The 25,450-nt window shown below is 61.7% G+C and carries 26 protein-coding genes, 1 tRNA gene and 1 pseudogene; 12 read left to right on the top strand and 16 right to left on the bottom strand.

What is annotated here, in order from left to right:
- Positions 1-14: 14 nt before the first annotated feature.
- From CQ017_RS17985 to CQ017_RS00135, 3 genes are all read right to left on the bottom strand, one after another.
- Positions 15-155, bottom strand: coding sequence for a hypothetical protein (locus CQ017_RS17985; RefSeq protein WP_181150475.1), 141 nt, complete (start codon positions 153-155; stop codon positions 15-17).
- Between the two features lie 133 nt (positions 156-288).
- The gene (locus tag CQ017_RS00140) at positions 289-654 is read right to left on the bottom strand and encodes a hypothetical protein (RefSeq protein WP_146112390.1); all 366 of its coding nucleotides are present in this window, start codon (positions 652-654) and stop codon (positions 289-291) included.
- A gap of 157 nt (positions 655-811) precedes the next feature.
- Entirely contained in the window at positions 812-1,231 is a 420-nt protein-coding gene (locus tag CQ017_RS00135) for a hypothetical protein (RefSeq protein WP_105552034.1), read from the bottom strand.
- A 656-nt stretch (positions 1,232-1,887) separates the two neighbouring features.
- Here CQ017_RS00135 and CQ017_RS18520 point away from each other — a divergent pair.
- Complete coding sequence (locus CQ017_RS18520; protein WP_105552033.1) at positions 1,888-2,130, top strand: DUF2188 domain-containing protein; 243 nt, start codon at positions 1,888-1,890, stop codon at positions 2,128-2,130.
- A 47-nt stretch (positions 2,131-2,177) separates the two neighbouring features.
- Positions 2,178-2,909: pseudogene (locus CQ017_RS18280) on the top strand (tyrosine-type recombinase/integrase).
- A 206-nt stretch (positions 2,910-3,115) separates the two neighbouring features.
- Here the strand turns inward: CQ017_RS18280 and CQ017_RS00115 are convergent.
- The 3 genes from CQ017_RS00115 to CQ017_RS00105 all read right to left on the bottom strand — a co-directional run bounded on the left by CQ017_RS00115 (position 3,116) and on the right by CQ017_RS00105 (position 4,122).
- A tRNA-Val gene (locus CQ017_RS00115) sits at positions 3,116-3,191 on the bottom strand.
- Positions 3,192-3,295: 104 nt separating this feature from the next.
- The gene (locus CQ017_RS00110; RefSeq protein ID WP_105552030.1) at positions 3,296-3,748 is read right to left on the bottom strand and encodes a redoxin domain-containing protein; all 453 of its coding nucleotides are present in this window, start codon (positions 3,746-3,748) and stop codon (positions 3,296-3,298) included.
- Entirely contained in the window at positions 3,748-4,122 is a 375-nt protein-coding gene (locus tag CQ017_RS00105; RefSeq protein ID WP_096287059.1) for a DUF3052 domain-containing protein, read from the bottom strand. The genes CQ017_RS00110 and CQ017_RS00105 overlap by 1 nt, the downstream gene beginning before the upstream one ends.
- A 404-nt stretch (positions 4,123-4,526) precedes the next feature.
- On the opposite strand from CQ017_RS00105, the gene aceE reads away from it, so the two are divergent.
- From aceE to CQ017_RS00070, 7 genes are all read left to right on the top strand, one after another.
- On the top strand, positions 4,527-7,271 hold the full coding sequence (aceE, locus tag CQ017_RS00100; protein WP_105552029.1) for a pyruvate dehydrogenase (acetyl-transferring), homodimeric type: 2,745 nt from the start codon (positions 4,527-4,529) through the stop codon (positions 7,269-7,271).
- A 144-nt stretch (positions 7,272-7,415) separates the two neighbouring features.
- Entirely contained in the window at positions 7,416-8,624 is a 1,209-nt protein-coding gene (locus CQ017_RS00095; RefSeq protein WP_105552028.1) for a CdaR family transcriptional regulator, read from the top strand.
- 175 nt (positions 8,625-8,799) lie between these two features.
- Positions 8,800-9,723 carry an ACP S-malonyltransferase gene (locus CQ017_RS00090; protein WP_105552027.1) on the top strand — a complete coding sequence of 308 codons (924 nt, stop codon included), beginning with the start codon at positions 8,800-8,802 and terminating at the stop codon, positions 9,721-9,723.
- A 23-nt stretch (positions 9,724-9,746) separates the two neighbouring features.
- On the top strand, positions 9,747-10,808 hold the full coding sequence (locus tag CQ017_RS00085) for a beta-ketoacyl-ACP synthase III (RefSeq protein ID WP_105552026.1): 1,062 nt from the start codon (positions 9,747-9,749) through the stop codon (positions 10,806-10,808).
- A gap of 135 nt (positions 10,809-10,943) precedes the next feature.
- Positions 10,944-11,189 (top strand): acyl carrier protein, encoded by a 246-nt coding sequence (locus CQ017_RS00080; RefSeq protein WP_096287019.1) that lies wholly within the window; start codon positions 10,944-10,946, stop codon positions 11,187-11,189.
- 117 nt (positions 11,190-11,306) lie between these two features.
- Positions 11,307-12,548 carry a beta-ketoacyl synthase gene (locus CQ017_RS00075; RefSeq protein ID WP_105552470.1) on the top strand — a complete coding sequence of 414 codons (1,242 nt, stop codon included), beginning with the start codon at positions 11,307-11,309 and terminating at the stop codon, positions 12,546-12,548.
- Between the two features lie 155 nt (positions 12,549-12,703).
- Positions 12,704-13,279, top strand: coding sequence for a dihydrofolate reductase family protein (locus CQ017_RS00070; protein ID WP_105552025.1), 576 nt, complete (start codon positions 12,704-12,706; stop codon positions 13,277-13,279).
- A gap of 129 nt (positions 13,280-13,408) precedes the next feature.
- Here CQ017_RS00070 and CQ017_RS00065 read toward each other — a convergent pair whose 3' ends face one another.
- From CQ017_RS00065 to CQ017_RS00045, 5 genes are all read right to left on the bottom strand, one after another.
- A complete protein-coding gene (locus CQ017_RS00065; RefSeq protein ID WP_096287023.1) occupies positions 13,409-13,912 on the bottom strand; it encodes a DUF3145 domain-containing protein in 504 nt (167 codons plus the stop codon).
- Between the two features lie 143 nt (positions 13,913-14,055).
- Entirely contained in the window at positions 14,056-15,057 is a 1,002-nt protein-coding gene (locus CQ017_RS00060) for a tyrosine recombinase XerC (RefSeq protein WP_105552024.1), read from the bottom strand.
- A 5-nt stretch (positions 15,058-15,062) separates the two neighbouring features.
- A complete protein-coding gene (gene dprA, locus CQ017_RS00055; protein WP_105552023.1) occupies positions 15,063-16,313 on the bottom strand; it encodes a DNA-processing protein DprA in 1,251 nt (416 codons plus the stop codon).
- Between the two features lie 10 nt (positions 16,314-16,323).
- Positions 16,324-17,865: a YifB family Mg chelatase-like AAA ATPase gene (locus CQ017_RS00050; protein WP_105552022.1), complete on the bottom strand. Its 1,542-nt coding sequence runs from the start codon at positions 17,863-17,865 to the stop codon at positions 16,324-16,326.
- The gene (locus CQ017_RS00045) at positions 17,862-18,224 is read right to left on the bottom strand and encodes a YraN family protein (protein WP_105552021.1); all 363 of its coding nucleotides are present in this window, start codon (positions 18,222-18,224) and stop codon (positions 17,862-17,864) included. The genes CQ017_RS00050 and CQ017_RS00045 overlap by 4 nt, the downstream gene beginning before the upstream one ends.
- Positions 18,225-19,253: 1,029 nt before the next feature.
- Here CQ017_RS00045 and CQ017_RS00040 point away from each other — a divergent pair.
- The 3 genes from CQ017_RS00040 (at position 19,254) to CQ017_RS00030 (ending at position 22,367) form a co-directional block, all read left to right on the top strand.
- On the top strand, positions 19,254-20,522 hold the full coding sequence (locus CQ017_RS00040; protein WP_105552020.1) for a glycine betaine/L-proline ABC transporter ATP-binding protein: 1,269 nt from the start codon (positions 19,254-19,256) through the stop codon (positions 20,520-20,522).
- A complete protein-coding gene (locus CQ017_RS00035; protein ID WP_096287035.1) occupies positions 20,522-21,418 on the top strand; it encodes a proline/glycine betaine ABC transporter permease in 897 nt (298 codons plus the stop codon). Before CQ017_RS00040 ends, CQ017_RS00035 begins: the two co-directional genes overlap by 1 nt.
- 64 nt (positions 21,419-21,482) lie before the next feature.
- Positions 21,483-22,367 (top strand): glycine betaine ABC transporter substrate-binding protein, encoded by an 885-nt coding sequence (locus CQ017_RS00030; protein WP_105552469.1) that lies wholly within the window; start codon positions 21,483-21,485, stop codon positions 22,365-22,367.
- A gap of 77 nt (positions 22,368-22,444) precedes the next feature.
- On the opposite strand, the gene CQ017_RS00025 is transcribed toward CQ017_RS00030, so the two are convergent.
- From CQ017_RS00025 to CQ017_RS18470, 5 genes are all read right to left on the bottom strand, one after another.
- Complete coding sequence (locus CQ017_RS00025; protein ID WP_096287037.1) at positions 22,445-22,765, bottom strand: DUF2469 domain-containing protein; 321 nt, start codon at positions 22,763-22,765, stop codon at positions 22,445-22,447.
- Between the two features lie 16 nt (positions 22,766-22,781).
- Positions 22,782-23,489, bottom strand: a complete 708-nt coding sequence (locus CQ017_RS00020) for a ribonuclease HII (RefSeq protein ID WP_105552019.1) — start codon at positions 23,487-23,489, stop codon at positions 22,782-22,784.
- Positions 23,490-23,499: 10 nt separating this feature from the next.
- Positions 23,500-24,132 carry a signal peptidase I gene (gene lepB / locus CQ017_RS00015; RefSeq protein WP_258133424.1) on the bottom strand — a complete coding sequence of 211 codons (633 nt, stop codon included), beginning with the start codon at positions 24,130-24,132 and terminating at the stop codon, positions 23,500-23,502.
- A 229-nt stretch (positions 24,133-24,361) separates the two neighbouring features.
- Positions 24,362-24,910 (bottom strand): hypothetical protein, encoded by a 549-nt coding sequence (locus CQ017_RS00010; protein ID WP_105552018.1) that lies wholly within the window; start codon positions 24,908-24,910, stop codon positions 24,362-24,364.
- Between the two features lie 169 nt (positions 24,911-25,079).
- Positions 25,080-25,450 (bottom strand): LPXTG cell wall anchor domain-containing protein (locus CQ017_RS18470; protein WP_146112388.1); only part of this gene is annotated, 371 nt, incomplete at its 5' end.

The raw sequence follows: 25,450 nt of genomic DNA, 5'->3' as shown, positions 1-25,450 counted from the left end.
CAGACTCGTCCAAGTCATAACCAGCCGGCCACAGTTACCTGTAGTGGTTTCTTACCCGCAGGACCGTTGACTTCGTCATCGACGAGTTTTGCTTTGGTTTCCGGCCACTTTGCGGTCATTGCTTTGATCGCTTCGCAGGATTCGTTGAAGTTCATCCGCCGGCGAAACTAGTCGAGCAAGTACGCGGTGTTGCCGACGCGCAATCAGACTTGGCCAAAACATAGTCCGAGGTGTTTTCGCCCTTGAAGGCGAGGTCCCAGGATTGGATGAGTTCGTGGTCGTCGGGTTCTATGCCTGGAACGTGGCAGGATCCGTCGGCTTGTTCGATCCACATTGGTTGCTCATAGCGTGCCCGCTCAGTCGGCAGAACACCGCCGTCGTCGAGTGTGGGGTTGCCTGGGTATAGGGACAGCCAAATTCTGGGCAGACCGCGACACGGATCTGTTCCCACGGTTGTGGTGTGCGTTGGCGGGCTGAGTCGAGGCACTCCCCCGGTTTGCGGCCGAGCAGGTCGTTCTCCTTCGCTTCGACAGGAATGTTGAGGACGGTCCAACGATCACCGTCTTCACCGGCCATCAGGCGGCCGGCGAGGTCGTCAGGGTGCCAGCGGGTGAGGACTAGGACGACTGGTGCGCTGGGTGCGAGTCGGGTCATGCCGACTGTTTGCCAGAATCCCCACGCTTGCTCTCGATACGTTTTCGAGTATGCCTGTTCGAGGTTCGATATGGGGGCGTCGATGAACAGTGCGTCAACGGGGCGACCGGTTAGGCCGCCACGGATCACGACTGCACGGACACCGCATTCGGCTGCGTCAGTTTCCAATGCCGTGCAGCACCTTTTCCCTCGCGACGCGTAGGCCGAGGTCGAGAGTTTCATCTTCGCCGCTGTTCGACGAGATATGGTTTCGGATGTTCCTACCGAACTCGTCAGCAAGGTTTTGGGCGTAGGAGACGATAGCGATGCGCCGGTCACGCTTTCGGGTGAGGAACCACAGCGGTCCAATCGTGGTGACCCGGGTGGATATCCCCTCCTGCGGTGGACGGCTGACGATCAGTCGGTCAACCTCGCCGGATTCAACTTTGACCAGATACTCGTCACTGATATCCAACGCCGGGGTCTGAATAGTTGTCGGCTCGATAGCCTTCGCCAGCTGGCCGAGGGTCTCCCACTCATGTTCAGGCGCTTCAAAAATTCGCGCAGCGTACTCCGCCAAATCAAATGCGGCGGACACGATGCACCTCCTAGGGTTCCTGAACGAAAACTATCGTTGAGAGGAAAAAGTTCCTTCTCATTAGCAGAAAATAAGCGTTCGGAACACGCCGAGGAACTTCTCACATGAAGAATTTTTAAACCACATCGACCATCCTCGAGGCTGTGGACAAGTTGTGGCCGAGCGCGAGAAATCGCGGTTTAAATGACCGTTAATATCCACAGCGGCTGTGGACGGCTCGGTGGAGGAATGACATACTTGTAATACATCATCTTGTGGCCGCTTGACCGGTCAAACACAAGATGTAGTATTGAACCCGTTGGTGAGGATTTCACTCAATACCCATAGAAAAAGGCAAGAGCGCTGATAACACTCTTGCCTTTGGGTCCAAAACTATGAGCAGGTACGCACATCACTTCGGGAATGATTCATTTGGAATTGAATTCGTTCCACAAGCCTAAGAGTGAATGGTCGGACTGTCAATCTTGACAGTCTCGCTGTGATGTATCCCCTGCCCAGGGAAGGTAGATGCCTTATGGCAACTCGTCGCATCCAGATCCGGATCAAACGTACGATCCGCATTCAGCCAGTCCGCCGCTAAGCGGCAACTGACAACGGCGGGTGAGTGCAGCACACTCACAGCATTCACCCGCACCTTTACTCATAAGCTATGAAAGGTGAAGCAATTGACTTCCAACGATTACAACGTTTTCAAGACCGACAAGGGCTGGGCAATCAAAGGCCAAGATAACTCTCGCGTCTCGGAGTATACGAACACGCAGGCACAGGCATATGGGCGTGCACATGAGATTATTTCGAATCGCGGTGGAGGCGAGCTGAGCCTGCACAGCACTCGGGGCCCGATCAGGGACAAGAATACCATCCCGAAGGGGAATGATCCCCGGAGCACCAAGGGTTAGTCGGTAGCTTCAATGGCCACCGGGCGCTACGCCCGGTGGCCATTGGCATGTGTAATGACGGCGGTTTTTTGTCCGAGGTGTGCGCCTCGCATAGCTGGTTGCTGGTGTTGTGTCGGACGTGGGCGCCGTGCGGAAACGCGACGTCCAGGATTGGGTCTTCAACATGCAACTGGCTGCACGCACCGTCGACACAATTCAAGGCCGGCTCCTGGCCGTTCCTCAGACTAACGACGTCTCTGGCCAACGTTATCCATGAACGGTACCGGCCCATGATGTGGCTTCTTGCCAGTTGTGGCCTACGCATTGGCGAAGCCGTCGAACTGCGAGTGAAGGACTTGCATTTGAAGCGCCGACGCATTCGCCTGGCGCGTGCCATGGTGTTTGTGCGCGGAGGGTCTCCGGTAGTTGGGCCGCCGAAGTCCGGTAAAGCCAGTACTGTTTCTGTGACCCCATTCCTCGTTGTCATGCTGGCGGAGCTGGTGAAAGGGCGACGGCCCGATGATTTCCTGTTCACGACCGTCCGTGGCCTGCAGATGCAGGCCAACAATTTCAAGCGCCGGGATTTCGGCAACGCTGTAGCCGCAGGGAATGCGAATGCAGCATAGCTACGAGCGCGGGGAGACAAATCCGGGGTGACGCTGCCGGCCGGTTTGTGGGTGCACGATCTGCGGCATTCCGCGGCTTCGTGCCTGGTGCAGTCTGGCGCGTCCGTGAAAGCCGTGCAGCGGATGCTGGGGCCTGCGACGGTCTCGATCACTCTGGACACCTACGCGGGTTAATTCGATCAGGATCTGGATGATGTGGCATCGAGGCTGGAGAGCATACTGTCGGCGGCGCAGCCTTACGGTTTCCCTACGGGTTTAGCTCCGGGAAGCGTTTGTAAACCCTTGGAAACAAGCGGAAGTTGAAAACCTAGCAGAATCACCAGAAACAACAAAAGCCTCCCTCACAGGTCTAAATGACCAAGTGAGAGAGGCTTTTACTTTGGTGGGCCCTACCGGGATCGAACCGATGACATTCACGGTGTAAACGTGACGCTCTACCAGCTGAGCTAAAGGCCCAAACCTTTATGCTGTCTTGCGTTTCCCCAAGCCAACGAGAAATAACTTTACCGGCATTTTTCCTACCGCGCAAATCGACAGGGCCATTCCTGGCGTGAACTGCATCACTGGGAGGAGTCGATGGCTTCGAGGTAGTCGCCCAGGGGTCGGGGTTGCGCCATGGCGCTGGTGAAGGCACGTTGCACCACACCGTCGACCAGATACAGCGAGAGGCGCGTTGCCACACCCTTTTCCTCGTCAAAGGCGCCGACTCCCTGGGCTACTTCCCCATGTGGCCAGAAGTCGGCAAGCAGGTCGAACTCGACTCCAAGCTGCTCGGCGTAGGTGCGCAGCGCAAACTTGTGATCCACCGAGATCGCCACCACTCGCACCTGCCGATCGAGGAACGCTTGGTGGTGTTCTTGGATTTCTGCCAGTTCGGATCCACAGACGCGGGAAAATGCCCACGGATAAAAAACCACCAGCACCCGGCCCGAAGCGAGCTGGGTGCTGGTGATCGTTTCGCCGTACTGATTTTCCAGCGAGAAATCGAACAGGCGTGAACCTGTTTCGATCATTAGTTCTTCTTGCGTGGTGCCAGGCGGATGGCGGACCAATCCTCGGAGACACCCTCGGTTGTAGTTACATGAAGCCCCGCGGTGGGAGCATCCTGTTGAATCTGGGTTGGGGACACATGTCCGGCCCGACCCTGCTTAGGGGTTAGCAGCCAAACAATGCCACCTTCATCAAGGCAATCCAATGAATCCATTAGGGCGTCGACTAAGTCACCATCGCCGTCGCGCCACCAGAAAATGACTGAATCGACTACGTCGTGGTCGTCTTCGGTGAGCAATTCTGAACCGGTCAGGTCCTCGATAGCATCGCGAAGATCGAAGTCCACGTCTTCGTCATAGCCCAGTTCCTGAATAAGGTCTTCATCTTTGAAACCCATAATCTTAGCGGGTTCCAGGTTTGCCGATACGGCGTCGCTCACTTCATTTCCTCCTGCTGCTACAAAGCGTTACTAACAACAAAACACTCTTTTGCTGTCCCATTCAAGCGCTAACGACGTAACACGCCGGTAATTCTACCTCGATGCATTGTGACTAACATCATTCTTACACGACCATTGCCCACATAGCTCCTGTACTGAGTTGCACATGTCACTCAATAAGTCAGATATAAGCCGTTTTTGGGTCAAAAACGTGTACTTTTCACTTCCCCATAAGAACTAGAGTATGGGTTGAAACGAGATGCTCACGTCACTCAAGTGTGCCTGTCTCAAAGTCCCAACCCGTTGAACGGTCCAAAACTTAGACCAGATCGACGGAGCCGCAATTCAATCAAGGAGCTTCCGTGGCTGTAGAGGAACACATCTCCCAGATCCGTAGTGGTTTGACTTACCAGCTATCCGATCGGGATCCCGAGGAAACTCAGGAATGGTTGGACTCATTCGACTCGCTCGTCGAGGCGCAGGGCACCGAACGTGCCCAGTTCATCATCCGCTCGCTGCTGCAGCGTGCCGGCGCGAAATCCGTCGGTGTCCCACACGTGACCACCACCGACTACGTGAACACCATTCCGGTGGACCAGGAACCAGAATTCCCGGGCGACGAGTCCGTAGAACGCCGCTTCCGCGCATTCATGCGCTGGAACGCAGCGATCATGGTGCACCGCGGCCAGCACCCTGACATCGGCGTCGGCGGACACATCTCCACCTATGCCGGTGCGGCCACCCTCTACGAGGTCGGCTTCAACCACTTCTTCCGCGGCAAGGACCACGCCGGCGGCGGAGACCAGGTCTTCTTCCAGGGCCACGCCTCCCCGGGCATGTATGCCCGCGCCTTCCTCGAAGGACGACTGGGCGAAGAGGACATGGACGGCTTCCGCCAGGAGAAGTCCAAGGAAGGCCACGCGCTGCCTTCCTACCCGCACCCGCGTTCGATGCCGGACTTCTGGCAGTTCCCAACCGTGTCGATGGGCCTGGGCCCGGCAAACGCCATCTACCAGGCGCAGCTGAACCGCTACATCCACAACCGCGGCATCAAGGACACCTCCGACCAGCACGTCTGGGCCTACCTGGGCGACGGCGAAATGGACGAGCCGGAGTCGCGCGGATTCCTCCAGCTGGCAGCCAATGAAAAGCTGGATAACCTCACCTTCGTGGTCAACTGCAACCTGCAGCGCCTCGACGGTCCGGTGCGCGGCAACGGCAAGATCATGCAGGAACTCGAGGCCTTCTTCCGCGGTGCCGGCTGGAACGTCATCAAGGTCGTCTGGGGCCGCGAGTGGGATGCCCTGCTCGAAGCCGATCCGGACGGCGCACTGGTCGACGTCATGAACCAGACCCCGGATGGCGACTACCAGACCTACAAGGCCGAGTCCGGCGCATTCGTGCGCGAGCACTTCTTCGGCCAGCGCCCGGAGACCAAGGAATTGGTCTCCGAGTACAGCGACGACGAGATCTGGAATCTCAAGCGCGGCGGCCACGATTACCACAAGGTCTACGCGGCCTATAAGGCAGCCACCGAGTTCAAGGGCAAGCCAACGGTCATCCTGGCCAAGACCGTGAAGGGCTACGGCCTGGGCACGCACTTCGAGGCGCGCAACGCGACCCACCAGATGAAGAAGCTGACCCTGGAAGACCTCAAGGGCTTCCGCGATCACCTGCGCATCCCGATCACCGACGAGCAGCTCGAAGCCGATCCGTACCTACCGCCGTACTACCACCCAGGTGTTGACTCCGCGGAGTACAAGTACCTGATGGAACGCCGTGCGGAACTCGGCGGCGCGGTGCCAACCCGCCGCAAGGAGACCAGCGCGCCGATCTCCCTGCCCGGGGACAAGTCCTACGCCTTCGCCAAGCGCGGTTCGGGCAAGCAGCAGGCGGCCACCACCATGGCCTTCGTTCGCCTGCTCAAGGACCTGATGCGCGATAAGGACTTCGGCCACCGCATCGTGCCGATCGTGCCCGATGAGTCGCGCACCTTCGGCATGGACTCCTTCTTCCCCACCGCCAAGATCTACAACCCGGCCGGGCAGAACTACCTGTCGGTGGACCGCGATCTGGTGCTGGCCTACAAGGAATCCCCTGCCGGACAGCTGATCCACCCGGGCATCAACGAGGCCGGCGCAGTCGCGGCCTTCACCGCCGCGGGCACCAGCTACTCCACCCACGACGCGCCGCTGATCCCGATCTACGTGTTCTACTCGATGTTCGGTTTCCAGCGCACCGGCGACGCCTTCTGGGCGGCCGCGGACCAGATGACCCGCGGCTTCATCATCGGCGCCACCGCCGGGCGCACCACGCTGACCGGCGAGGGCCTGCAGCACGCGGACGGCCACTCGCCGCTGCTTGCCGCAACCAACCCGGCAGTGGTCACCTACGATCCGGCCTTCGGCTACGAGATCGGGCACATCATGCGCTCGGGCCTGGACCGGATGTACGGCGGGAAGCACGAAGATCCAAACGTGATGTACTACCTCACCGTGTACAACGAGCCGATCTCCCAGCCTGCCGAGCCGGAGAATGTGGATGTCGAGGGCATCGTCAAGGGCATCTACCTGCTGAAGGAAGCGACCACCGACGGGCCGCGTGCCCAGCTGCTGGCCTCCGGCGTGGCACTTGCCTGGGCCGTGGAAGCCCAGCAGATCCTCGCCGATGAGTGGGGTGTCTCCGCCGATGTCTGGTCGGTGACCTCCTGGAACGAGTTGGCGCGCGACGGCCAGATCGCCGACGACAAGGTGCTCACCGATCCATCCTCCACTCGCCCGGTGCCGTTTGTGACCTCGAAGCTTGAGTCCACCACCGGTCCGGTCATCGCCACCACCGACTACATGCGTGCGGTGCCGGAGCAGATCCGCCCCTACGTCCCGGGTGAATTCCACACCCTGGGCGCGGACGGCTTCGGCTTCTCCGACACCCGTGCCGCGGCGCGTCGTTTCTTCAAGATCGACTCGCACACCCTGGTGGTCAAGACCCTGGCCTCGCTGGCAGAACGCGGCGAGATCCCGGCGGACACCGCGGTGAAGGCGCACGCCAAGTACGACCTGAACAACCCGAACGCCGGAACCTCCGGCAACGCGGGCGGCGACTCCTAGCCTCGAGCTAGGCCAAGCCGAGGCGGCAAGGGCACGAAGGCAGTTCAACTGCCTTCGTGCCCTTGCGGTTATTAACCTCATATTCGCTTCGCGGCGGGGCAAACCTACGAGCGAGTACCGGAAAACTTCCGTATGCTGTGAATTATGAGTCCTCAGGTCGAACCCACATCCAGCGTGCGCTCGCGCGCCGTGCGTTTGCCCAAGCCCACCCCGGAAACCATCCGCCGGCTCAAAAGCCACCTCGGGGTGCTTTCCACCACGGCGCTGAAATACCTGGACCAATCCCTGCCCTGGTACCGCTCGCTGGAGCCGGACGAACGCGCCGCGCTCGGGCTGGTCGCGCAGAAGGGCATCTCCACCTTCGTCTCCTGGTACGAGGAACCCGAATCCACCCCGGCCTGGGTGATGAACGACGTCTTCGGCGCCGCCCCCACCGAGCTGACCCGCTCCATCTCGCTGCAGAAAGCGCTGGCGCTGCTGCGCACCATCGTGGAGGTCGTCGAATCCCAGGTGCCCGATATCGCCGCGGAGAACGAACAGGCCCAGCTGCGCGAGGCGGTGCTGCGCTACTCGCGTGAGGTCGCCTTCGCCGCCGCCGACGTCTACGCCCGGGCCGCCGAAACCCGCGGCGCCTGGGACTCGCGCCTCGAAGCCCACGTGGTGGACGCGGTGCTGCACGGAGAATCCCAGGACTCGCTCTCCTCGCGCATCGCGGCCATCGGCTGGAAGTCGCAGAAGAACATCCGCATCATGGTGGGCACCACCCCGGGCTCGAACTCGGTGACCTTCGTCGCCGCGCTGCGCCGGATGGCGCTGCGCTATTCCAGCGACTCGCTGGTGGGGGTGCTCGGCGAGCGGGCGATCCTGATGCTCTCGGATACCAAATTCGAGGAAGCCGACCTCTCGCGCTTCGCCAGGTTCTTCGGACCGGGCCCGCTCGTCTACTCCCCGGTGGCCGCCACGGTGAAGGATATGCACACCGCCGCCAGCGCAGCGGTGGCCGGCTATGCCGCGGCCAAAGCCTGGCCGCAGGCGCCCGCGCCGGTGGGCGCCGACGACCTGTGGCCCGAGCGCGTCTTCAACGGCGACCAGATGGCGCGGACCGCGCTGATCGAGCGCGTCTACCTGCCCCTGCTGCATGCGGGCAACGGCCTGCTCGAAACGCTCTCCAGCTATCTTTCCCTGGGGCACTCCTTGGAGGGGACCGCCCGGGCGCTGTTCGTGCACGCGAACACCGTGCGCTATCGGCTCAAGCGCGTCTCCGAGGTGACCGGCTGGGATCCGCTGGTGCCCCGCGACGCATTTGTGCTGCAAACCGCGCTGGTGGTCGGCCGGCTCGCCGAGGCGAACTAGCCGCACCCCGGTTTTTATGGAGACCGCACAGTTCAACCGGCGCAACACAAGCGCATTACATGGGTTTTCATGCTCGGCGTACGATAAGCTTTTGTAGAGTTCCTACAAAGAGCCACCACGAGCTTGGTACCGAAATACCGCGCGTGAAGCCGCAACTATTTGGAAAGCTGTAAGAGTGCTAGCAATCGTTTGCCCCGGACAGGGCTCCCAGACCCCAGGTTTCCTCACCGACTGGCTCGAAGTGGATGGCGTTCGCGACCATCTCTCGGCCCTGAGCGAGATCACCGGACGCGATCTCATCGCCCACGGCACCGTCTCGGATGAAGAGACCATCAAGGACACCGCCGTCGCCCAACCGCTGATCGTCGCCGCCGGGCTGGTGACCGCGCGTGCCCTGTTCGGTGCGCAGCTGCCCGCCGGTGCCGTCCTCGCCGGACACTCGGTCGGCGAAATCACCGCCTCGGCCCTGGCCGGCGCGCTGGGCGAAAACGATGCAATGAGCTTCGTGCGCACCCGCGCCAACGCGATGGCCGAAGCCGCAGCTGCCACCCCTACCGGCATGGCAGCGGTGCTCGGCGGAGACCCCGATGAGGTGCTCGCCAAGCTTGAAGAGCTGGGACTGACCCCGGCCAACGCCAATGGCGGCGGGCAGACCGTCGCCGCCGGCACCCTGGAGCAGCTGGAAACGCTGGTGGCCAACCCCCCGGCGAAGGCCCGCGTGATCCCTTTGAAGGTCGCCGGCGCATTCCACACCAGTCACATGGCCCCCGCGGTGGGCGTGCTCGAAGAACTGTCGAAAACGCTGGCCCCGCGGGCCCCGGCTCAGCTGCTGCTCTCGAACTTCGACGGTGCCCCGGTGGCCAACGGCGAGGCGAACCTCGGCTCGCTGGTAGCCCAGGTCTCCCGCCCGGTCCGCTGGGATCTGTGCATGGAGACCCTCGCAGCCCAGGGCGTCACCGGACTGCTGGAGCTCTCCCCCGCAGGCACCCTGGTGGGCCTGGCCCGCCGCGGACTGAAGGGCGTGAAAACCCTCGCGCTGAAAACTCCCGAAGACCTGGGCGCGGCCCGCGACTTCGTCGCCGAGCACACCGCCAACTAGCAGACGGGCAGCTTTCCGCAATCATGAGCGTGCAACTGAAAACTCCGGCCACCAACGCCTACAGCCGCATCCTGGGCACCGGATCCTTCCGCCCGGATGTCGTGGTGGGCAACGAGGAGATCTGCCAATGGATCGACTCCTCGGACGAGTGGATCCGCCAGCGCACCGGCATCATCACCCGCCACCGCGCGGATGCGAACACCTCGGTGCTGGATATGGCCGAAGCCGCCTCCCGCCGCGCTTTGGAGGACGCCGGAATTACCGCCGAGCAGCTGGATACGGTCATCGTCGCCACGGTCACCTTCCCGCATGCCACCCCGTCGGCCGCCTCCGCGCTGGCCGAACGCTTGGGCGCTACCCCGGCCCCGGCCTATGACATTTCTGCCGCCTGCGCCGGCTACTGCTACGCGGTGGCTCAGGCCGACGCGCTGGTGCGTGCCGGGCTGGCCCAGCACGTGCTGGTGGTCGGCGTGGAGAAGCTCTCGGATTACATCGACAATTCCGAACGCACCATCTCATTCCTGCTCGGTGACGGCGCAGGCGCCGTGGTGATCGGCGCCTCCGAGGTTCCGGGGATCTCCCCGTCGGTGTGGGGTTCGGACGGTTCGAAGTGGAATGCGATCAGCATGACCCACTCGCAGCTGGCATTGCGCGAATCGGTGCTCGGCAGCGAAAACGAGCTGCTGGAAAGCGCCGTGGACGAACCGCTGGAGGAACACGCCAACCCGTGGCCGACGCTGCGCCAGGACGGCCAGACGGTCTTCCGCTGGGCGGTGTGGGAAATGGCGAAGATGGCCCGCAAGGCCTTGCACGAGGCCGGGATCGAAGCCGAGGATCTGGCCGCGTTCATCCCGCATCAGGCGAATATGCGCATCATCGACGAGATGGTCAAGCAGCTGAAACTTCCCGAATCGGTGGTGGTGGCCCGCGATATCGCCGAAAACGGCAATACCTCCGCGGCCTCGATTCCGATGGCCATGGACCGCATGCGCCGCGAGCACCCTGAGGTTTCGGGCAAGCTCGCCTTGCAGATTGGTTTCGGCGCCGGGCTTGTCTTCGGCGCTCAGGTAGTACTCCTGCCCTAAGCTTTAACCCGAAGGCGAACACCGCCTGGTGGGAACCAGTAAAATTTTCACTAAGCCGGACAGTGCCCCGCACGGGGAACTGCGCCACACACAATGACCGGAATATTCCGGCACTACGAGAAAAGGAGCCACCTGATGGCTAGCAACGAAGAAATCCTGGCGGGCCTCGCCGAAATCGTGAACGCCGAGACCGGCCTGGACGTTGCCGACGTGCAGCTGGACAAGTCCTTCACCGAAGACCTGGACATCGACTCGATCTCGATGATGACCATCGTCGTTGAGGCAGAGGACAAGTTCGAGGTCAAGATCCCGGACGAGGAAGTCAAGAACCTGAAGACCGTTGGCGACGCAGTGAGCTTCATCGCCGCCGCACAGGCCTAAGCATTATCGCCCACCCGTAGCGGTGCGGCAATCCGTCGTGCGGGAAAGCCGCACGCACGGGCCGGTACGTGAAGCCGGCCCCCAATATTTTTACACCGCCCAGTAGAGAGTTTGATGATGGCGCGCAAAGTAGTGATCACCGGTCTCGGAGCCACAACCCCCATCGGTGGGGACGTCCCCACCCTTTGGGAGAACGCCCTCAAGGGCGTCTCCGGCGCCGCCACCCTGACCGATTCCTGGGTGGAGGAATACAACCTGCCCGTCACCTTCGCAGCGCGCGCCTCGGTCCCGGCCACCGATGTGCTTTCCCGCGTGGAAGCCAAGCGCATGGACCCTTCCACCCAGTTCGCCGTGGTTGCCTCGCGCGAAGCGTGGAAGGACTCGGGGATCGAAGAATTCGACCGCAATAAGCTGGCCGTCGCCTTCGCCACCGGCATCGGCGGGGTCTGGACCCTGCTGGACGCCTGGGACACCCTGCGCGAAAAAGGCCCACGCCGCGTGCTGCCGATGACCGTGCCGATGCTCATGCCAAACGGCCCGGCAGCTGCCGTGTCGCTGGACTTGGGTGCCGAAGCCGGCGCGCACACTCCGGTCTCCGCTTGCGCTTCGGGCACCGAGGCCATGCACGTGGGACTGGAACTGATCCGCTCGGGCAAGGCCGATATCGTCATGGTCGGCGGTGCGGAAGCCGCGATCCACCCGATGCCGATCGCCGCTTTCTCTTCAATGCAGGCGCTTTCGCGCAGCAACGACAACCCGCAGGGTGCCTCGCGCCCCTACGACATCGACCGCAACGGCTTTGTCATGGGCGAAGGCGCCGGAGCGCTGGTGCTGGAGGCCGAAGAGCATGCGCTGGCACGTGGCGCACGCATCTACGCCGAACTGGCCGGTACCTCGGTCACCTCCGACGCGCACCACATCACCGCGCCGGACCCTCAGGGCCTGGGCGCGACTCGTGCGCTGAAGGCGGCCATGTTCGATGGCCTCATCCAGCCCGAGGACGTCGTCCACGTCAACGCCCATGCAACCTCCACCCCGGTCGGCGACAAGCCGGAATACACCGCGCTGAAGGCCGCTCTGGGAGATCACCTGGACGATGTCTGGGTCTCGGCCACCAAGTCGCAGATGGGCCACCTGCTCGGCGCCTCCGGTGCCGTCGAGTCGGTGCTGACTACCTTGGCGATCTACAACCGCAAGGCTCCGGTCACGATCAACCTGGACAACCAGGATCCGGAGATCCCGTTGAAGGTCGTCACCGGCGAGCCTGCACTGCTTCCGGCAGAGGGCAGCATCGTGGCGCTGAACAATTCCTTCGGTTTCGGCGGGCATAACGCCGTGGTGGCAATCCGCAGCGTCTAGCGACCGCTTGATTCGATGGCGGGGCGCCTCTAGTTCTCTAGAGGCACCCCGCCATCGGTGTTTTAACCACCGGTTGGCGGGGCATAACTATTGTTCGCCGCCCCCAGCGTTGTTAGGCTCGGCGGTATCGGCAACCTAGGGAGAAGGGAACTGCCATGCGCAAGCTCATCGCGACAGCGTTTGTTTCGGCGGACGGGGTCATGGAGGCCCCGGGCGGCGAACCGGGGTACCGGAACACCGGGTGGACCATGTCCAGCGTCGATTTTGATCCCGCGGCCTATGAGCTGAAGGGAGCCGAACAAGATGAAGCCGAAGCCATGCTGCTGGGCCGAGTCAGCTACCAATCCTTCAGCGCCGTCTGGCCGGATTTGACCGAGGATTTCCCGAAGTACAACGCGATGCCCAAATACGTGGTCTCTACGACACTGCACGATCATGATCTGGTGGACAACTGGGGCCAGACGCAGATCTTGCGATCTGCCGCCGAGGTGGCGCGGCTCCGTGCCGGCGATGGTGGACCGCTGATTGTGCACGGGTCCGCGACCTTGCTTCATTCCCTGCAGGAGCACCAGCTGGTCGACCGGTACCACCTGTTGGTGTTCCCCGTGCTGCTCGGCGCGGGCAAGCGGCTGTTCAGCGAGGCTTCGTTGCCGGCGCAGAAATTGGAGCTCATCGATTCGGCCGTGTATTCCAATGGCATCCAGAAGAACGTGTACGACGTGGTGCGCTAACGAACCAACACCGGCAAACGGGATCCCGATTCACATCGGGATCCCGTTTGTATTGCGGTAACACCCCGCACCACCGGGGATTTACTCGGGAAGACGCAGACGGTCTCCCGGAGACTTATTAACCAGTTGTTATACCACCTGGTTGAGCCATCGAACAGGGATATCTTCACCTGCGTGGCGGAAAGGTTCAAGTTCTTCGTCCCAGGCTTCACCGAGGGCAATGGACATCTCCTGGAAGAAGACGGCCGCGTTCCCGTCGCCCTTTTCGTAGGCCCAACGGATGCGCTCTTCGCCGACCATAATGTTGCCCGAGACGTCGACGGTTGCGTGGAAGATTCCCAGATCCGGGGTGAAAGACCAGCGGCTGCCATCGCAGCCTTCACTTGGTTCTTCGGTGATTTCGAATCGCAGATGCTGCCAACCACGCATGGAAGAGGCGAGCGTGGCCCCGGTACCCTGTGGGCCGGTCCAGCTAATTTCGGCGCGACGAAGTCCAGGCGCTACGTGCTGGTCGGTCCAGTCCATCTTGACCGGTCCACCCAGCACCGCCTCTATGGCCCACTCCAGATGTGGGCATAACGCGGCAGAGGCCGAGTGAATAAAGATCACGCCTCTGGTCATCGGTGCAGACATGCCATCCTCCGTTACGATGTTGATCGTCTTCCCCTACGTCAACTTCGTCGAAGTGCAATTCCTACCGACAAGTACCATTTTGCCCGAACTGCCGCGCTTTCGCCAGCTGTACCGGGAACTTCTCCTAGATTTCACCCAAATCATCAGGCACGCGGGTGCGCTTGCCGGTAACTCTGCCGCAGGCGCTCCACCGATACGTGGGTATATAGCTGCGTGGTTGCCAAAGATGAGTGCCCCAAGAACTCTTGCACGGCACGCAGATCTGCTCCGCCGTCGAGCAAATGCGTTGCCACGGTGTGCCGCAACGCGTGCGGTCCGCTCGCCGAGGTGTCCCCCAACGATTCAAGAGCCTGCGCGATTACCTGGCGGGCCTGGCGCACATTGAGCCTAGCCCCGCGGGCTCCGACCAGCAATGCGCCTTCGGCTTCGGGCAGTGCCAAGACGCGGCGGTGGTTTTTCAGCCAAGGTTCGATGACGCGCTCTGCAGGCTTGCCGAAGGGCACCACGCGTTCCTTATTGCCCTTACCTGTCACCCGCAAGGTGCGCCGTTCAAAATCAATGTCTGCAATGTCCAGGGACACCAGCTCGCTGATGCGCAGCCCCGAGGCGTAGAGCAAATCCGCGATCACCCGATCTCGGGCTGCGATCGCCTGGCGTTTTTGTTCCGCCTGCCTGTCGGCCTTGGTCTTGGGGATGTCCGAAGATTCTGCGGGCGGCTCCGGCGCTGGCCGGGAGAGCAACCGGTCGATCTGCCCGGACTGCAGCACATGCGGCAGGCGCTGCTCCTTCTTTGGGGCCACCAACCGAAGCGCCGGATCCTTGGCGACAATTTGGTGTTTGAGCGCCCAGGCAAAAAAATTTTTCACCGACGAGATACGCCGGGCGATGGTGGTGCGGGAAATTTGGGCCTCCTGCAGCTGAGCCAACCATTCGCGGAGCATCTCCACGCTCACCTCGTCCAACTGCCGGACCTTGCAATTTCCGGCCAGATGGCCAGCGACGAGGCGAAGGTCAACGCCATAAGCACGCAAGGTATTCTCGCTCCGGCCGCGTTCCAGGCGAAGATAATCCAGATAGTCGGCGATCGGCTCGGCAATGGCCGCCGGGATCTGTAGAGGTGCGGGGCTGGAAAGTTCGGGCTTCATCTCCTTCAATTTACCGCGTTCTTCGCCGAAACGGATCCGCGGCGCACCAACCGCCAGCGCGCCCCATTGGACTCGACCTTTCCGAGCCGTTCCAAGGCGCTCAGAGCACGCAGGGTGTCCAGAATCGGAATGCCACTCAGGGCCGAAATTTCATCCGGCACGTTTCCCTGCACAAAATTCATCACGTCGTAGATCATTGATTGCGGCTTGCTCAGCCCGTCGGTCGGCCGCGCGTCCTGGACATCCACGGTTTCTGGCACCGGCCGAGGTGGCTCGGATGGAACACCGATCAGCTCCAGCACATCTGCCGCGCTGGTCACCAGGGCTGCGGTACCGGCGGCGAGCAGTCGGTGGGTGCCGGCCGAATTTGGTGAATAGACACTGCCCGGAACCGCGGCGACATCCCGCCCCAGGTCCACCGCGTGACCGGCGGTGTTCAGCGCCCCGGACCGGTGCCGAGCCTCCGTAACTAGCGTAAGCCTACTGATCGCGGCGATTAATCTGTTGCGATTGAGGAATCTGAAGCGAGTGGGCGCGGTCCCCGGAGGCACCTCGGAGAGCAGCAACCCGGTGTCGATGATCTGCCCGAGCAACGTCTCGTTTCCCGCCGGATAGGGCTTATCCGCTCCCCCGGCCAGAATCGTGATCGTCGGATAGCTTGGCGCCTCCAGATCCGCGGCCGAGAGCGCCGCTCGGTGGGCGCTGGCGTCGATTCCGTAGGCGCCACCCGAGACAATGGTAAATCCGCGCAGGGCCAATTTGCGTGCCAGCTCGTAGGTGATCTGGTGTCCATAGTCGCTGGAGTCTCGTGAGCCGACAATCGAAATGCAGCGCTGCGCCTCCTGCACGGCCAGTAGCTGCGGACGCCTGGTGCGCCACCATAGGCACAGGGGCTTGCCCAGGCCGAGCTCATCGAGCTGGGCCGGCCAGGCTGCATCGGTCGGCGTGAGTAATCCGCCGTTGAGCGCAGAGATGCGGTCAAGTGCGTCCAACGGGTTGCTGAAGCCCAGGCGTTTGCGCCAGCGGGTGAGCGCCACCGGCAAGCTCAGCGTCCGGCTTCCCGATGCACCCTGCCCCAGCACCTCGGCCAAGGCAACTGCCAGCCCGCCAGGTACATGGTCTTCGCGGCGAATGAGCCGCACGAGTTCGGCCGGGCTCATCAGTTGCAGCAGTCCATTGCAGGCGTAGTCGTTTGGCTCAATTAGCGTGTTGAGTTCTGCGAGGCACAACTGCTCGGGAGTGTAGGAACAATGCATGACCGATCTCCTATCGGGGCTCGAGGTTTTGCCGAAAATGCAGTGCGGCGTCCAGATCGTCCACCGTCGGCTCTTGGTGTTCTTGCTGGTCGGCTATGGTCCACGCGACACGCAGCATGCGGTCCATGCCGCGGGCCGAAAGATCCGCCTGCTCCGAGATGAGTTCCAGCGCCCGCCGCGTGGCCTGCGGGTAGTGAAGTTCTCGGCGCAAGACCTTGGCCGATAGGCGTGCGTTGCAATTCAGCCCCCAAGGCTTGAGTCTTTCGGTGGCCCGCGCGCGGGCCTGCAGAACTCGTTCGCGGACCTGTGCGCTGGCTTCAACGGCATCCCGCCCGAGCAGCTGCTGGCCGGTGACCGCGTTCATGCGAACCTGGAGGTCGATGCGGTCCAGCAGGGGTCCGGAAAGCTTGGAGAAGTAGCGCCTCCGGGCGTTGGGGGTGCAGGTGCACGCGGTGCCGGTTCCAAAGTTGCGTCCGCAAGGACACGGGTTGGCGGCCAAGATCAGTTGGAAACGCGCAGGCAATTGTTGATGTCCGCTGGCTCGGGCGAGGTTGATCCGCCCTTCCTCGACCGGTTGGCGCAGCGCATCGAGCACACCGGCTTGAAATTCGGTGGCTTCGTCGAGGAACAATATTCCGGCATGGGCCCGGGTGATCGCACCGGGGCGAATGGCTCTGCTTCCGCCGCCGAGCAAGGCCGACGCCGAGGCGGTATGGTGTGGCGCGACGAAGGGAGGCGTTCGTTGAAGTTGCTTGATGCCGCCTTGCCCGCCGCGGGTAATCGAATGGATCGCCGTCGCTTCGAGCGAGTCGGGGTCATCGAGCGGCGGGAGGATGCCCGGCAGGCAGCGCGCCAGCATCGTCTTGCCCGCTCCGGCCGGTCCCACCATGATCAGATGGTGACCGCCCGCGGCTGCGATTTCCAAGGCCAGCTTGGCTTCGAGCTGGCCGTTGACCAGGCATAGATCTTGGGGTGGCTCATCGGCCGCGGGCACTTGTTCGGTGGGTTGGCGCCGATGCCGAAGGTAGGTGCGAATGCTTTCCACCGGTGCCCCGCAAAATTCCAGCACTTCTCCGAGATGCTCCGCCCCGGTAACCCGCATACCGGGGACGAGCGCTGCCTCCTGGGCGTTAGCGGCACTCACCACCACATGAGTGTAGCCAGCGCCGAGCGCAAACCGTACGGTGGGCAGCACCCCGGCCACCGGCCGCAAGGTACCGTCCAGGGCCAGCTCGGCTAAGAAGATCGTCCGTGCTGGCACGGACAGCTGGTTGTCCGCGGCCAAGGCCGCGATGACGATCGCCAAGTCGAAGCCCGAGCCGAATTTCGGCAGCGTCGCCGGGCTGAGATTCACCGTGAGCTTCCGGTTGGCCAGGGGAATCCCGCTGTTTCGGGCGGCGGCTTTGATTCGTTCGCGGGCCTCGTTCAGGGAGGCATCCGGCAGGCCCAGAATCAGGAATCCAGGAATGCCGTTGCCAAGGTCCGCCTCCACATCGATCAGCGCGGCTTGCACCCCGTGCAGCGCGACCGCACAGGTGCGTGCCACGCTCATGCCCGCACCTGCTGGTGATGTTCGCAGCTGAACCCCGCGGCCTTGGGGTAGACCTCCACGATGTCGATCCGCAAGATGCCGATGTAGCGTTGGCGGGCTTGGCTCCATTGGATCAGCAATCGTTGCAGGCGACGATATTTCGTCGGAGTAATCGCCTCGAAGCCGGTGCCATAGCGTATCGAGCTTCGGGTTTTCACTTCGACTGCCAGCACAAACCCGTCGGCGTCTGCCGCCACCAGATCGAGCTCCCCGGATTTGCAGCGCCAATTGCGATCGAGGATCGTATAACCCTGTGCGGTGAGGTAGTCGGCGGCGGCTTGTTCGCCTTGCGCACCGAGAACTTGGTGTTTGTTTTTCATGACGAAACTTTCATATAGGACTCATGACTTGTCATTCATCATGCGGGCGCACGGGTTCAACGCGTGTTGTCTGGCTACCAGTTGTGGAGAAACCGTGGATTCAGGAAAATCCAGTCATCGGAGGACCTCCCCGCCGAACCGATCTGCTGGTTGGATCCGTTTCCCACCGACGGCAATCCCTGATTGCGGGCGCGACAGCGAGCCAAGGGGCCGCGGCACTCGGAGCATCGGACTATTCGCCACTTCTGGAGTCCTCGCAACTTGGTGGATCGAAACCATGATGGTGCGCAAATTTCATGGAATAACGACCAACCAGCGAATTCTTGAAACTCGCATCCCTTTGGATTCTCCATGGATTCTGAATTTGCCCACGGAGTTTTACGCATGCATAACTATCTATAAAACAGGCCTACTCAGCGTTGCTCTTGCTGATATTTGATAAATCCCCGTCTTCAATTTCGGTCGTTCGTCTACGAAGAATTGGGCGTTTGAAATACGGCGACCAAGAAACTTCGTTCCCGGAAATAATCTTCATGAATATTCAAATTGGCAAGATTTCCATTAACTCGGCACATTGCGCACCGGACCCGCGAAGCCGGAATTCTGCTTGCGTGCGGGCGCCGATTGAACCGCACTGTCCGGATTCAAGCGGCTCTATGGGTCAGCCGGAGATCGGATCGCTGACCAGGATTTTGACCCACCGTCTATAACAATTGGGTAACTTGCGATTCAGCGCCTAGAATCCGCGATAAGTTGAGGTTTTAGGAGCATGATATTGGAGGATTTTGCACTTAGCCAGAGAACAATTCTCCGGCAATTTGTTAGTGTGGATATCCGGTCTCGACATGCAGTTTGTGTCGACCAAGAATAAAAGAATCAAGGACCCTGCACGAGCTGGAGGTTTACTTCGGGCCGTGCAAGCAAGAAGCGAGTGCCAGCGATCTTTAGTTCGAGGATTCGACTGCTGCGACCGCGGCTTGTGGTCCCCAATCGGCCCGTGCCTTCACAGGTAGACGGGCAGTGGAGACAATGACCAGCAACATCGCCGTCAAGGTCGAGAACTTGTATAAGGTCTTCGGTCGCAAACCGCAGGAAGCGGTGAAGAAGCTCAAAGCCGGTACGAAGCGGCAAGATCTGCCTGCATCGAACACCGCAGCCGTTATCGATGCCTCCTTTGAAGTTAAAGAAGGCGAAATTTTTGTCGTCATGGGCCTCTCCGGCTCGGGCAAATCCACGCTGATCCGCACGCTGAACGGCTTGTGGGACGCTACCTCGGGGCAGATCACCGTCGGGGAAGACAAGATCACCGGGATGTCGGCCGCGAAGCTGCGCGAGGTGCGGCGAAAACGTGTCTCTATGGTTTTCCAGCACTTCGCCTTGCTGCCGCACCGTTCCGTATTGGCCAATGTGGCCTACCCGCTCGAGCAGCAGGGCGTGGGCCGGGCCCAGCGGCTGTCCACCGCCGCGAAAACCTTGGATCTGGTCGGCTTGACCGGCTGGGGCGACAAGATGCCCAGCGAACTATCCGGTGGCATGCAGCAGCGCGTGGGCATCGCCCGGGCGCTGGCGGCAGACACCGAACTGCTGCTTATGGACGAGGCGTTCTCCGCCCTTGACCCGCTGATCCGCCGCGAGATGCAAGAACAGCTGGTTCAGCTGCAAGCCAAGCTCGGTAAGACGATCGTGTTCATCACCCACGATTTGAATGAGGCGATGTTCCTCGGGGACCGGATCGCGGTGATGCGCGACGGGCAGATCGTCCAGGTGGGCACCCCGGAGGAAATCCTGATGGATCCGGCCAACGACTACGTGGCCCAGTTCGTGCAGGATGTGGACCGCGCCCGTGTGCTGACCGCCTCCTCGGTGCTCGAGCCGACTAGGGCGGTCATCCAGGAGACGGCCGGGCCGCGCAACGCCCTGCGCACCATGCACGAGATGTTCCTCTCCGCGGCGATCGTCACCGACCGGGACCGCAAGGTGCTGGGGATGATCACCGACCGCGACGCGCTGAAGCTGGTCCGCCAGGGCGAGACTTCCATCGCCTCGAAGATCCAGCCGCTGGAATCGGTGAACCGCGACACGCAGCTGATCGACCTGTTCGTTCCCTCGGTGGAGTCCCCCTTGCCGGTGACCGTCACCGATAGCGAGAACCGCTTGCTGGGAGTGATCCCGCGGGTGACGCTGCTGGCGGCCCTGGCTTCCACTGCCCCACCGACCGAAGAAATGACGGTGCTGGATCAACCGCTGCCGGGCAATGTTGTCAGCGCGGCCCTGCAGGGCGCCGGGGAGGAAAACTAATGAACGACTTCATTATTCCGGTTGGAGATACCGCCGAAAAGGGCGTCAACTGGGTCGTAGACAATCTGGGCCCGTTCTTCGATTTTCTGCGCGCGATCTTCGTGGAGATGTATGACGGGGTCTATTACGTGCTGGGCACTCCGCACTTCTCGATCATCATCGCGTTGGTGGCACTCATTGCGCTCTTCGCCCGCGGCTGGCAGTTCATGCTCGGCGCGGCGCTCGGGCTGGTCTTGATCGTGGGCATGGACCAATGGGATAACGCCATGATCACTCTGGCTCTAGTACTCGTGGCAACCTTCTGGGCGCTGTTGATCTCGCTGCCGCTGGGGATTTGGGCGGCCAAGTCGCAGACCTTCTCGCAGATCGTCCGGCCATTTTTGGACTTCCTGCAGACCATGCCGGCCTTCGTCTACTTGATTCCGGCGCTGATGCTCTTCCGCGTCGGCGTGGCCCCGGGCATCGTGGCCACGATCGCCTTCGCGTTGGCCCCCGGCGTGCGCTTCACCGAACTGGGCATCCGCTCGGTGGATCGGGAAGTGGTCGAGGCCGGCCAGGCCTTCGGCTCCTCCCCCGGGCGCATCCTGCGCCAGATCCAACTTCCACTAGCCCTGCCGACCATCATGGCCGGCGTCAACCAGGTCATCATGCTTTCGCTGTCCATGGTCGTGATCGCCGGCATGGTCGGTGCCGGCGGCCTAGGCGGCGACGTGATCGCCTCGCTGGGCCGGCTGGATACCGCACTGGGCGTCGAGGCAGGACTGGGCGTGGTGATCCTCGCGATGATCCTGGATCGGTTGACCAATGCCTTCGGACGGCAGTCCGGGCTCTTCACCTGGTTCGCCAAGCGCCGCAAGGCCGCAGCCAAGGCGAAGGAACAAGAACTCGCGGCCTGAACCCCGTGCTGAATCACCAATGAATCCGGCGGAATTGACCGCCACACCGAAAGGAAACACGATCATGAAACGCAATTACTTCAAAGTTGGAGCGGTTCTCGCCGCCAGCGCCCTGGCGTTGACCGCCTGCGGCAACGATGGCGGAAACGAAGCCGCCGGAGAAGACAAGAAGCTGAATATCGCGGTCTTCAACGGCTGGGATGAAGGCATTGCCAGCAGCGAGCTGTGGAAGGCGGTGCTGGAGGAAAAGGGCTACGAGGTCGAGCTGACCAATTCCGACGTCGCTCCCCTCTTTGAGGGACTGTCCTCGGGCGACTACGACCTGACCACCGACGTGTGGCTGCCGGTCACGCACGCCTCCTACCTGGAAGACTACGGCGACGAGATCGAGGATCTGGGCGCATGGAACACCGAGTCGCGGCTGACCGTAGCCGTCAACGAGGACGCGCCGATCGATTCACTGGACGAGTTGGCGGCGAACGCGGACAAGTTCAACAACCGCATCGTGGGCATCGAGCCCGGTGCCGGATTGACCGAGGCCATGAACGAGGCGGCCATCCCGGAGTACGGTCTGGACGATATGGAATTCCTGACCAGCTCCACCGCCGCGATGCTCACCGAGCTGGAGACCGCGACAAATAACGGCGAGAACATCGTGGTCACCCTCTGGGAGCCACACTGGGCGAACGCCGCATTCCCGGTGAAGAACCTGGAAGACCCGAAGGGCTCCCTGGGTGACGCCGAAGGCATTCACACCTTCAGCCGCACCGGCTTCGCCGACGACCACGCCGAGGTAGCCAAGTGGATGGGCGACTTCAAGATGGATCTGGAGACCCTCTACGATCTGGAGAACCTGCTGTTCGTCGAGAACGACACCGACGACTACCAGCCGCTGGTCAAGCAGTGGATGGAAGAGAACCGCGAGTTCGTCGACGGCATGACCGACTAGTCACTAGCGTAAGCACTTGAGCACGCGGAAGGCTCCCAACCAGTTGCTGGTTGGGAGCCTTCGTGCGTTCGGTGCGTTTAGCCCTGCAATCCTTCTTTGGGGATCTGCAGTTCGTCGCGGTTCAGTTCCTCGACGTTCACATCCTTGAAGGTCAGTACCTTCACGGTCTTCACGAAGCGGCCCTGGCGGTAGATATCCCAGACCCAGGCGTCGGTGAGGTTCAGCTCGAAGTACACCTCGCCGGAATCGGTCAGGGTCTTCACATCGACCTGATTCGCCAGATAAAAGCGGCGTTCGGTTTCCACCACATAGTTAAACAGCCCCACCACGGCCTTGTACTCGCGGTACAGCTGTAATTCGAGGTCTGATTCGTAGTTTTCGAGGTCTTCGGCAGCCATGGTTCGTCCTTTGTCTCTAGGTTTTACCTTGGGCCTTTTCGGGCTTGGAAGTCAAGTTCCAACTTTTCCGGTGCAGGTCGCAGGGGCCAAGTTTTTCGATTGCCGCCCGATGCGTGGCGGTGGCATAGCCCTTGTTGATTTCCCAGCCGAAGGCCGGATACTCGGTGGCGGCCTGGACCATGATCCCGTCGCGCTCCACCTTCGCCAGGATCGAGGCGCCGGCGATCGCCTGGCAGGTCATATCTCCCTTGATGATCGTGCGCACCGGAATGTGCAGCCCCACCGGTTCGCGCTCATCGTCCAGCAGGTCGAAAAGATCCTGCTCCGGAGCGGTGAGCCAGTCGTAGCTGCCGTCCAAGAGGATCGCCTCGGGGGCCACGGCGCTCTGTGCGACGGCGCGGGTGCCGGCCAGGCGCAGCGCCCCGGTGACCCCGAGCTGATCGATCTCCGCGGCGCTGGCATGCCCCACGCCGTAGCCGAGCGCCCATTCGCGCACCGGGGTCACAAGTTCTTCGCGGCGCGCGGGGGTGAGCAGCTTCGAATCGCGCAGTTCGGGGAATTCGGTCACCTGCTGCATGTCGATGACGCTGACGCCCACCGTGATGGGGCCGGCCAAGGCGCCGCGGCCCACCTCATCCGCCGCGCCGATGAAGCGCACGCCGTGCTCGGCCGCCAAGGCCCGTTCGTGCTCCAGGGTCGTGGGCTGTGCCTTAGTCGTGGCCATGGGCCGGGGCCTAGTTGCTGCCTGCGTCAGGGACGTTGGCGAAGACTTCTTCGTGGGTGTCGATCCCGCCGAGTCGGTTCAGCGGCCAGGAGATGACCGAGGCGCGGCCCTGGACGGACTCCAGGTCCACGAAGCCGCCCTGGACATCGACGTGGAAGCGCGAGTCGGCGCTGGCGCCGCGGTGATCACCCATGACCCAGACCTTTCCCTCCGGAACCGTCACCTGGAACTTGATGTCGCTCGGTGCGTCGCCCGCGAAGATGTACGATTCGTCGATGGGTTCGCCGTTGATGGTGAGCTTGCCATCGGAGCTGCAGCACTCGACGGTGTCCCCCGGCATGCCGATGATGCGCTTGACCAAGTACTGCTCGTCGGCGGCCGGCAGGATGCCAACCCAGGACAGTGCGTTCTCCAAGGCAGTCGGGTCGTTTTCCAGCGGCGGCAGCCACTGCAGGTCGTCGCGGAAGACCACCACGTCGCCGCGTTCGAGGTCGAACGGGCCGGGAGTCATCAGGTTGGCGAAGATGCGGTCGTTGATCTGCAGCGTATTCTCCATCGACCCCGAGGGGATGTAGTACGCGCGGAAGAAGAACGTCTTGATGAGCAAGGAGAGCGCAATAGCGATGACGAGAATGATCAGCACTTCTCTTACAAATCGCCAAAGCCGGTACAACGGGCCCCGCGCTGGGGGTACTTCTGCGGATTCGGCGCTCACGTTCGGTTTCTTACCTTTCACTGTCATGCAATACTTCTCATCTTACTTGGCGCGCAGGTCATTGCGCCGGAGGCCAGCTCAGCGCGTAAAAATCGCGGCTTAACGTGCAAGGCCGGCCAAGCATAAGATGTGCTTGGCCGGCCTTTAACGCAACCGGTTATTTGGCGCGGGTGGCGATGCCGCCGCTCTTCTGGAATTCGACCGGGATGCCGCCCAATGGCTTCTCCGCTTCCAGCAAGGTCTTGATTTCCTCCAGGTGGCTGGAATCCACCGACAGGGTCAGTCCACCGATTTTCGGGTTCAGGGTGTAGCCGTGGATCGAAACGTTCAGCGGGGATTCCAGCCCTGCCTGCCACTTCATCACGTCCTTGATGGCCTGGCGGAGATCATCGGCGGAGTACTCAACCAGGTGCGGCTCCGCACCGGCTTCCTCGATGGCCTTCATCTGGCTTTCGTCGGTGGTCGACACGTTGAGCTTGCCGTCTTCGATCCAGCCCTGCACATAGTCCTCCCCCAAGGTGGCGGACAATGCGTCATTGGTTTCTAATAGTGCGTTTTGGTCCACAACATTCTCGCTGCCGGTAGGTTCAGTAGTTCCTTCACCGCTCGTGGAGGCCTGCCCGCAACCGGAGAGCATGAGCCCTGCGACGACTGCGGTGGATGCCAGTGCAAGTGAACGACGAGCTGATGGGGATTTGTAGATCATGGTACTACCGCCTCAAGGTCATTAGGATCACCTAGGAAGATGATAACTGGACTTCTGCAAAGTATTCGGTGAGGCACATGTGTGCCAAGTGAAAGTGCCCCGCTACCGTTGCCGGTAGCGGGGCACTTTCGGGTCGTGGCCGAAGCTACAACCGTTTAGGGATTATCCCTTAGCTGTGGCGACGGTTTCCGCGGCGGAACAGCAGGAACATTGCGCCTACGAGAGCCAGGGCTCCACCAGCGGCGATCAGCGGAACGGTGCTGGAACCGGTATCGGCCAGCGGGTCCTTCTTCTCAGGCGACTTGGTTGGAGTCTGGTCATCCTTTGGAGCCTCGGTTGGCTCTTCGGAATCATCCTCGGTTGGAGTTGGCTTAGCCGACTCGGTTGGCTTCTCCGTTGGAGTAGCCGATTCGGTTGGCTTCTCCGTTGGAGTTGCCGACTCGGTTGGCTTCTCCGTTGGAGTAGCCGACTCGGTTGGCTCCTCAGTTGGAGTAGCCGACTCGGTTGGCTCAGTTGGAGTAGCCGACTCGGTTGGCTCAG

It is taken from the genome of Arthrobacter sp. MYb224, assembly GCF_002975455.1.
Taxonomy (GTDB): Bacteria; Actinomycetota; Actinomycetes; order Actinomycetales; family Micrococcaceae; genus Glutamicibacter.
Note: the sequence above shows the minus strand (reverse complement) of the source record. Positions and strands in the feature narration are given on the sequence as shown.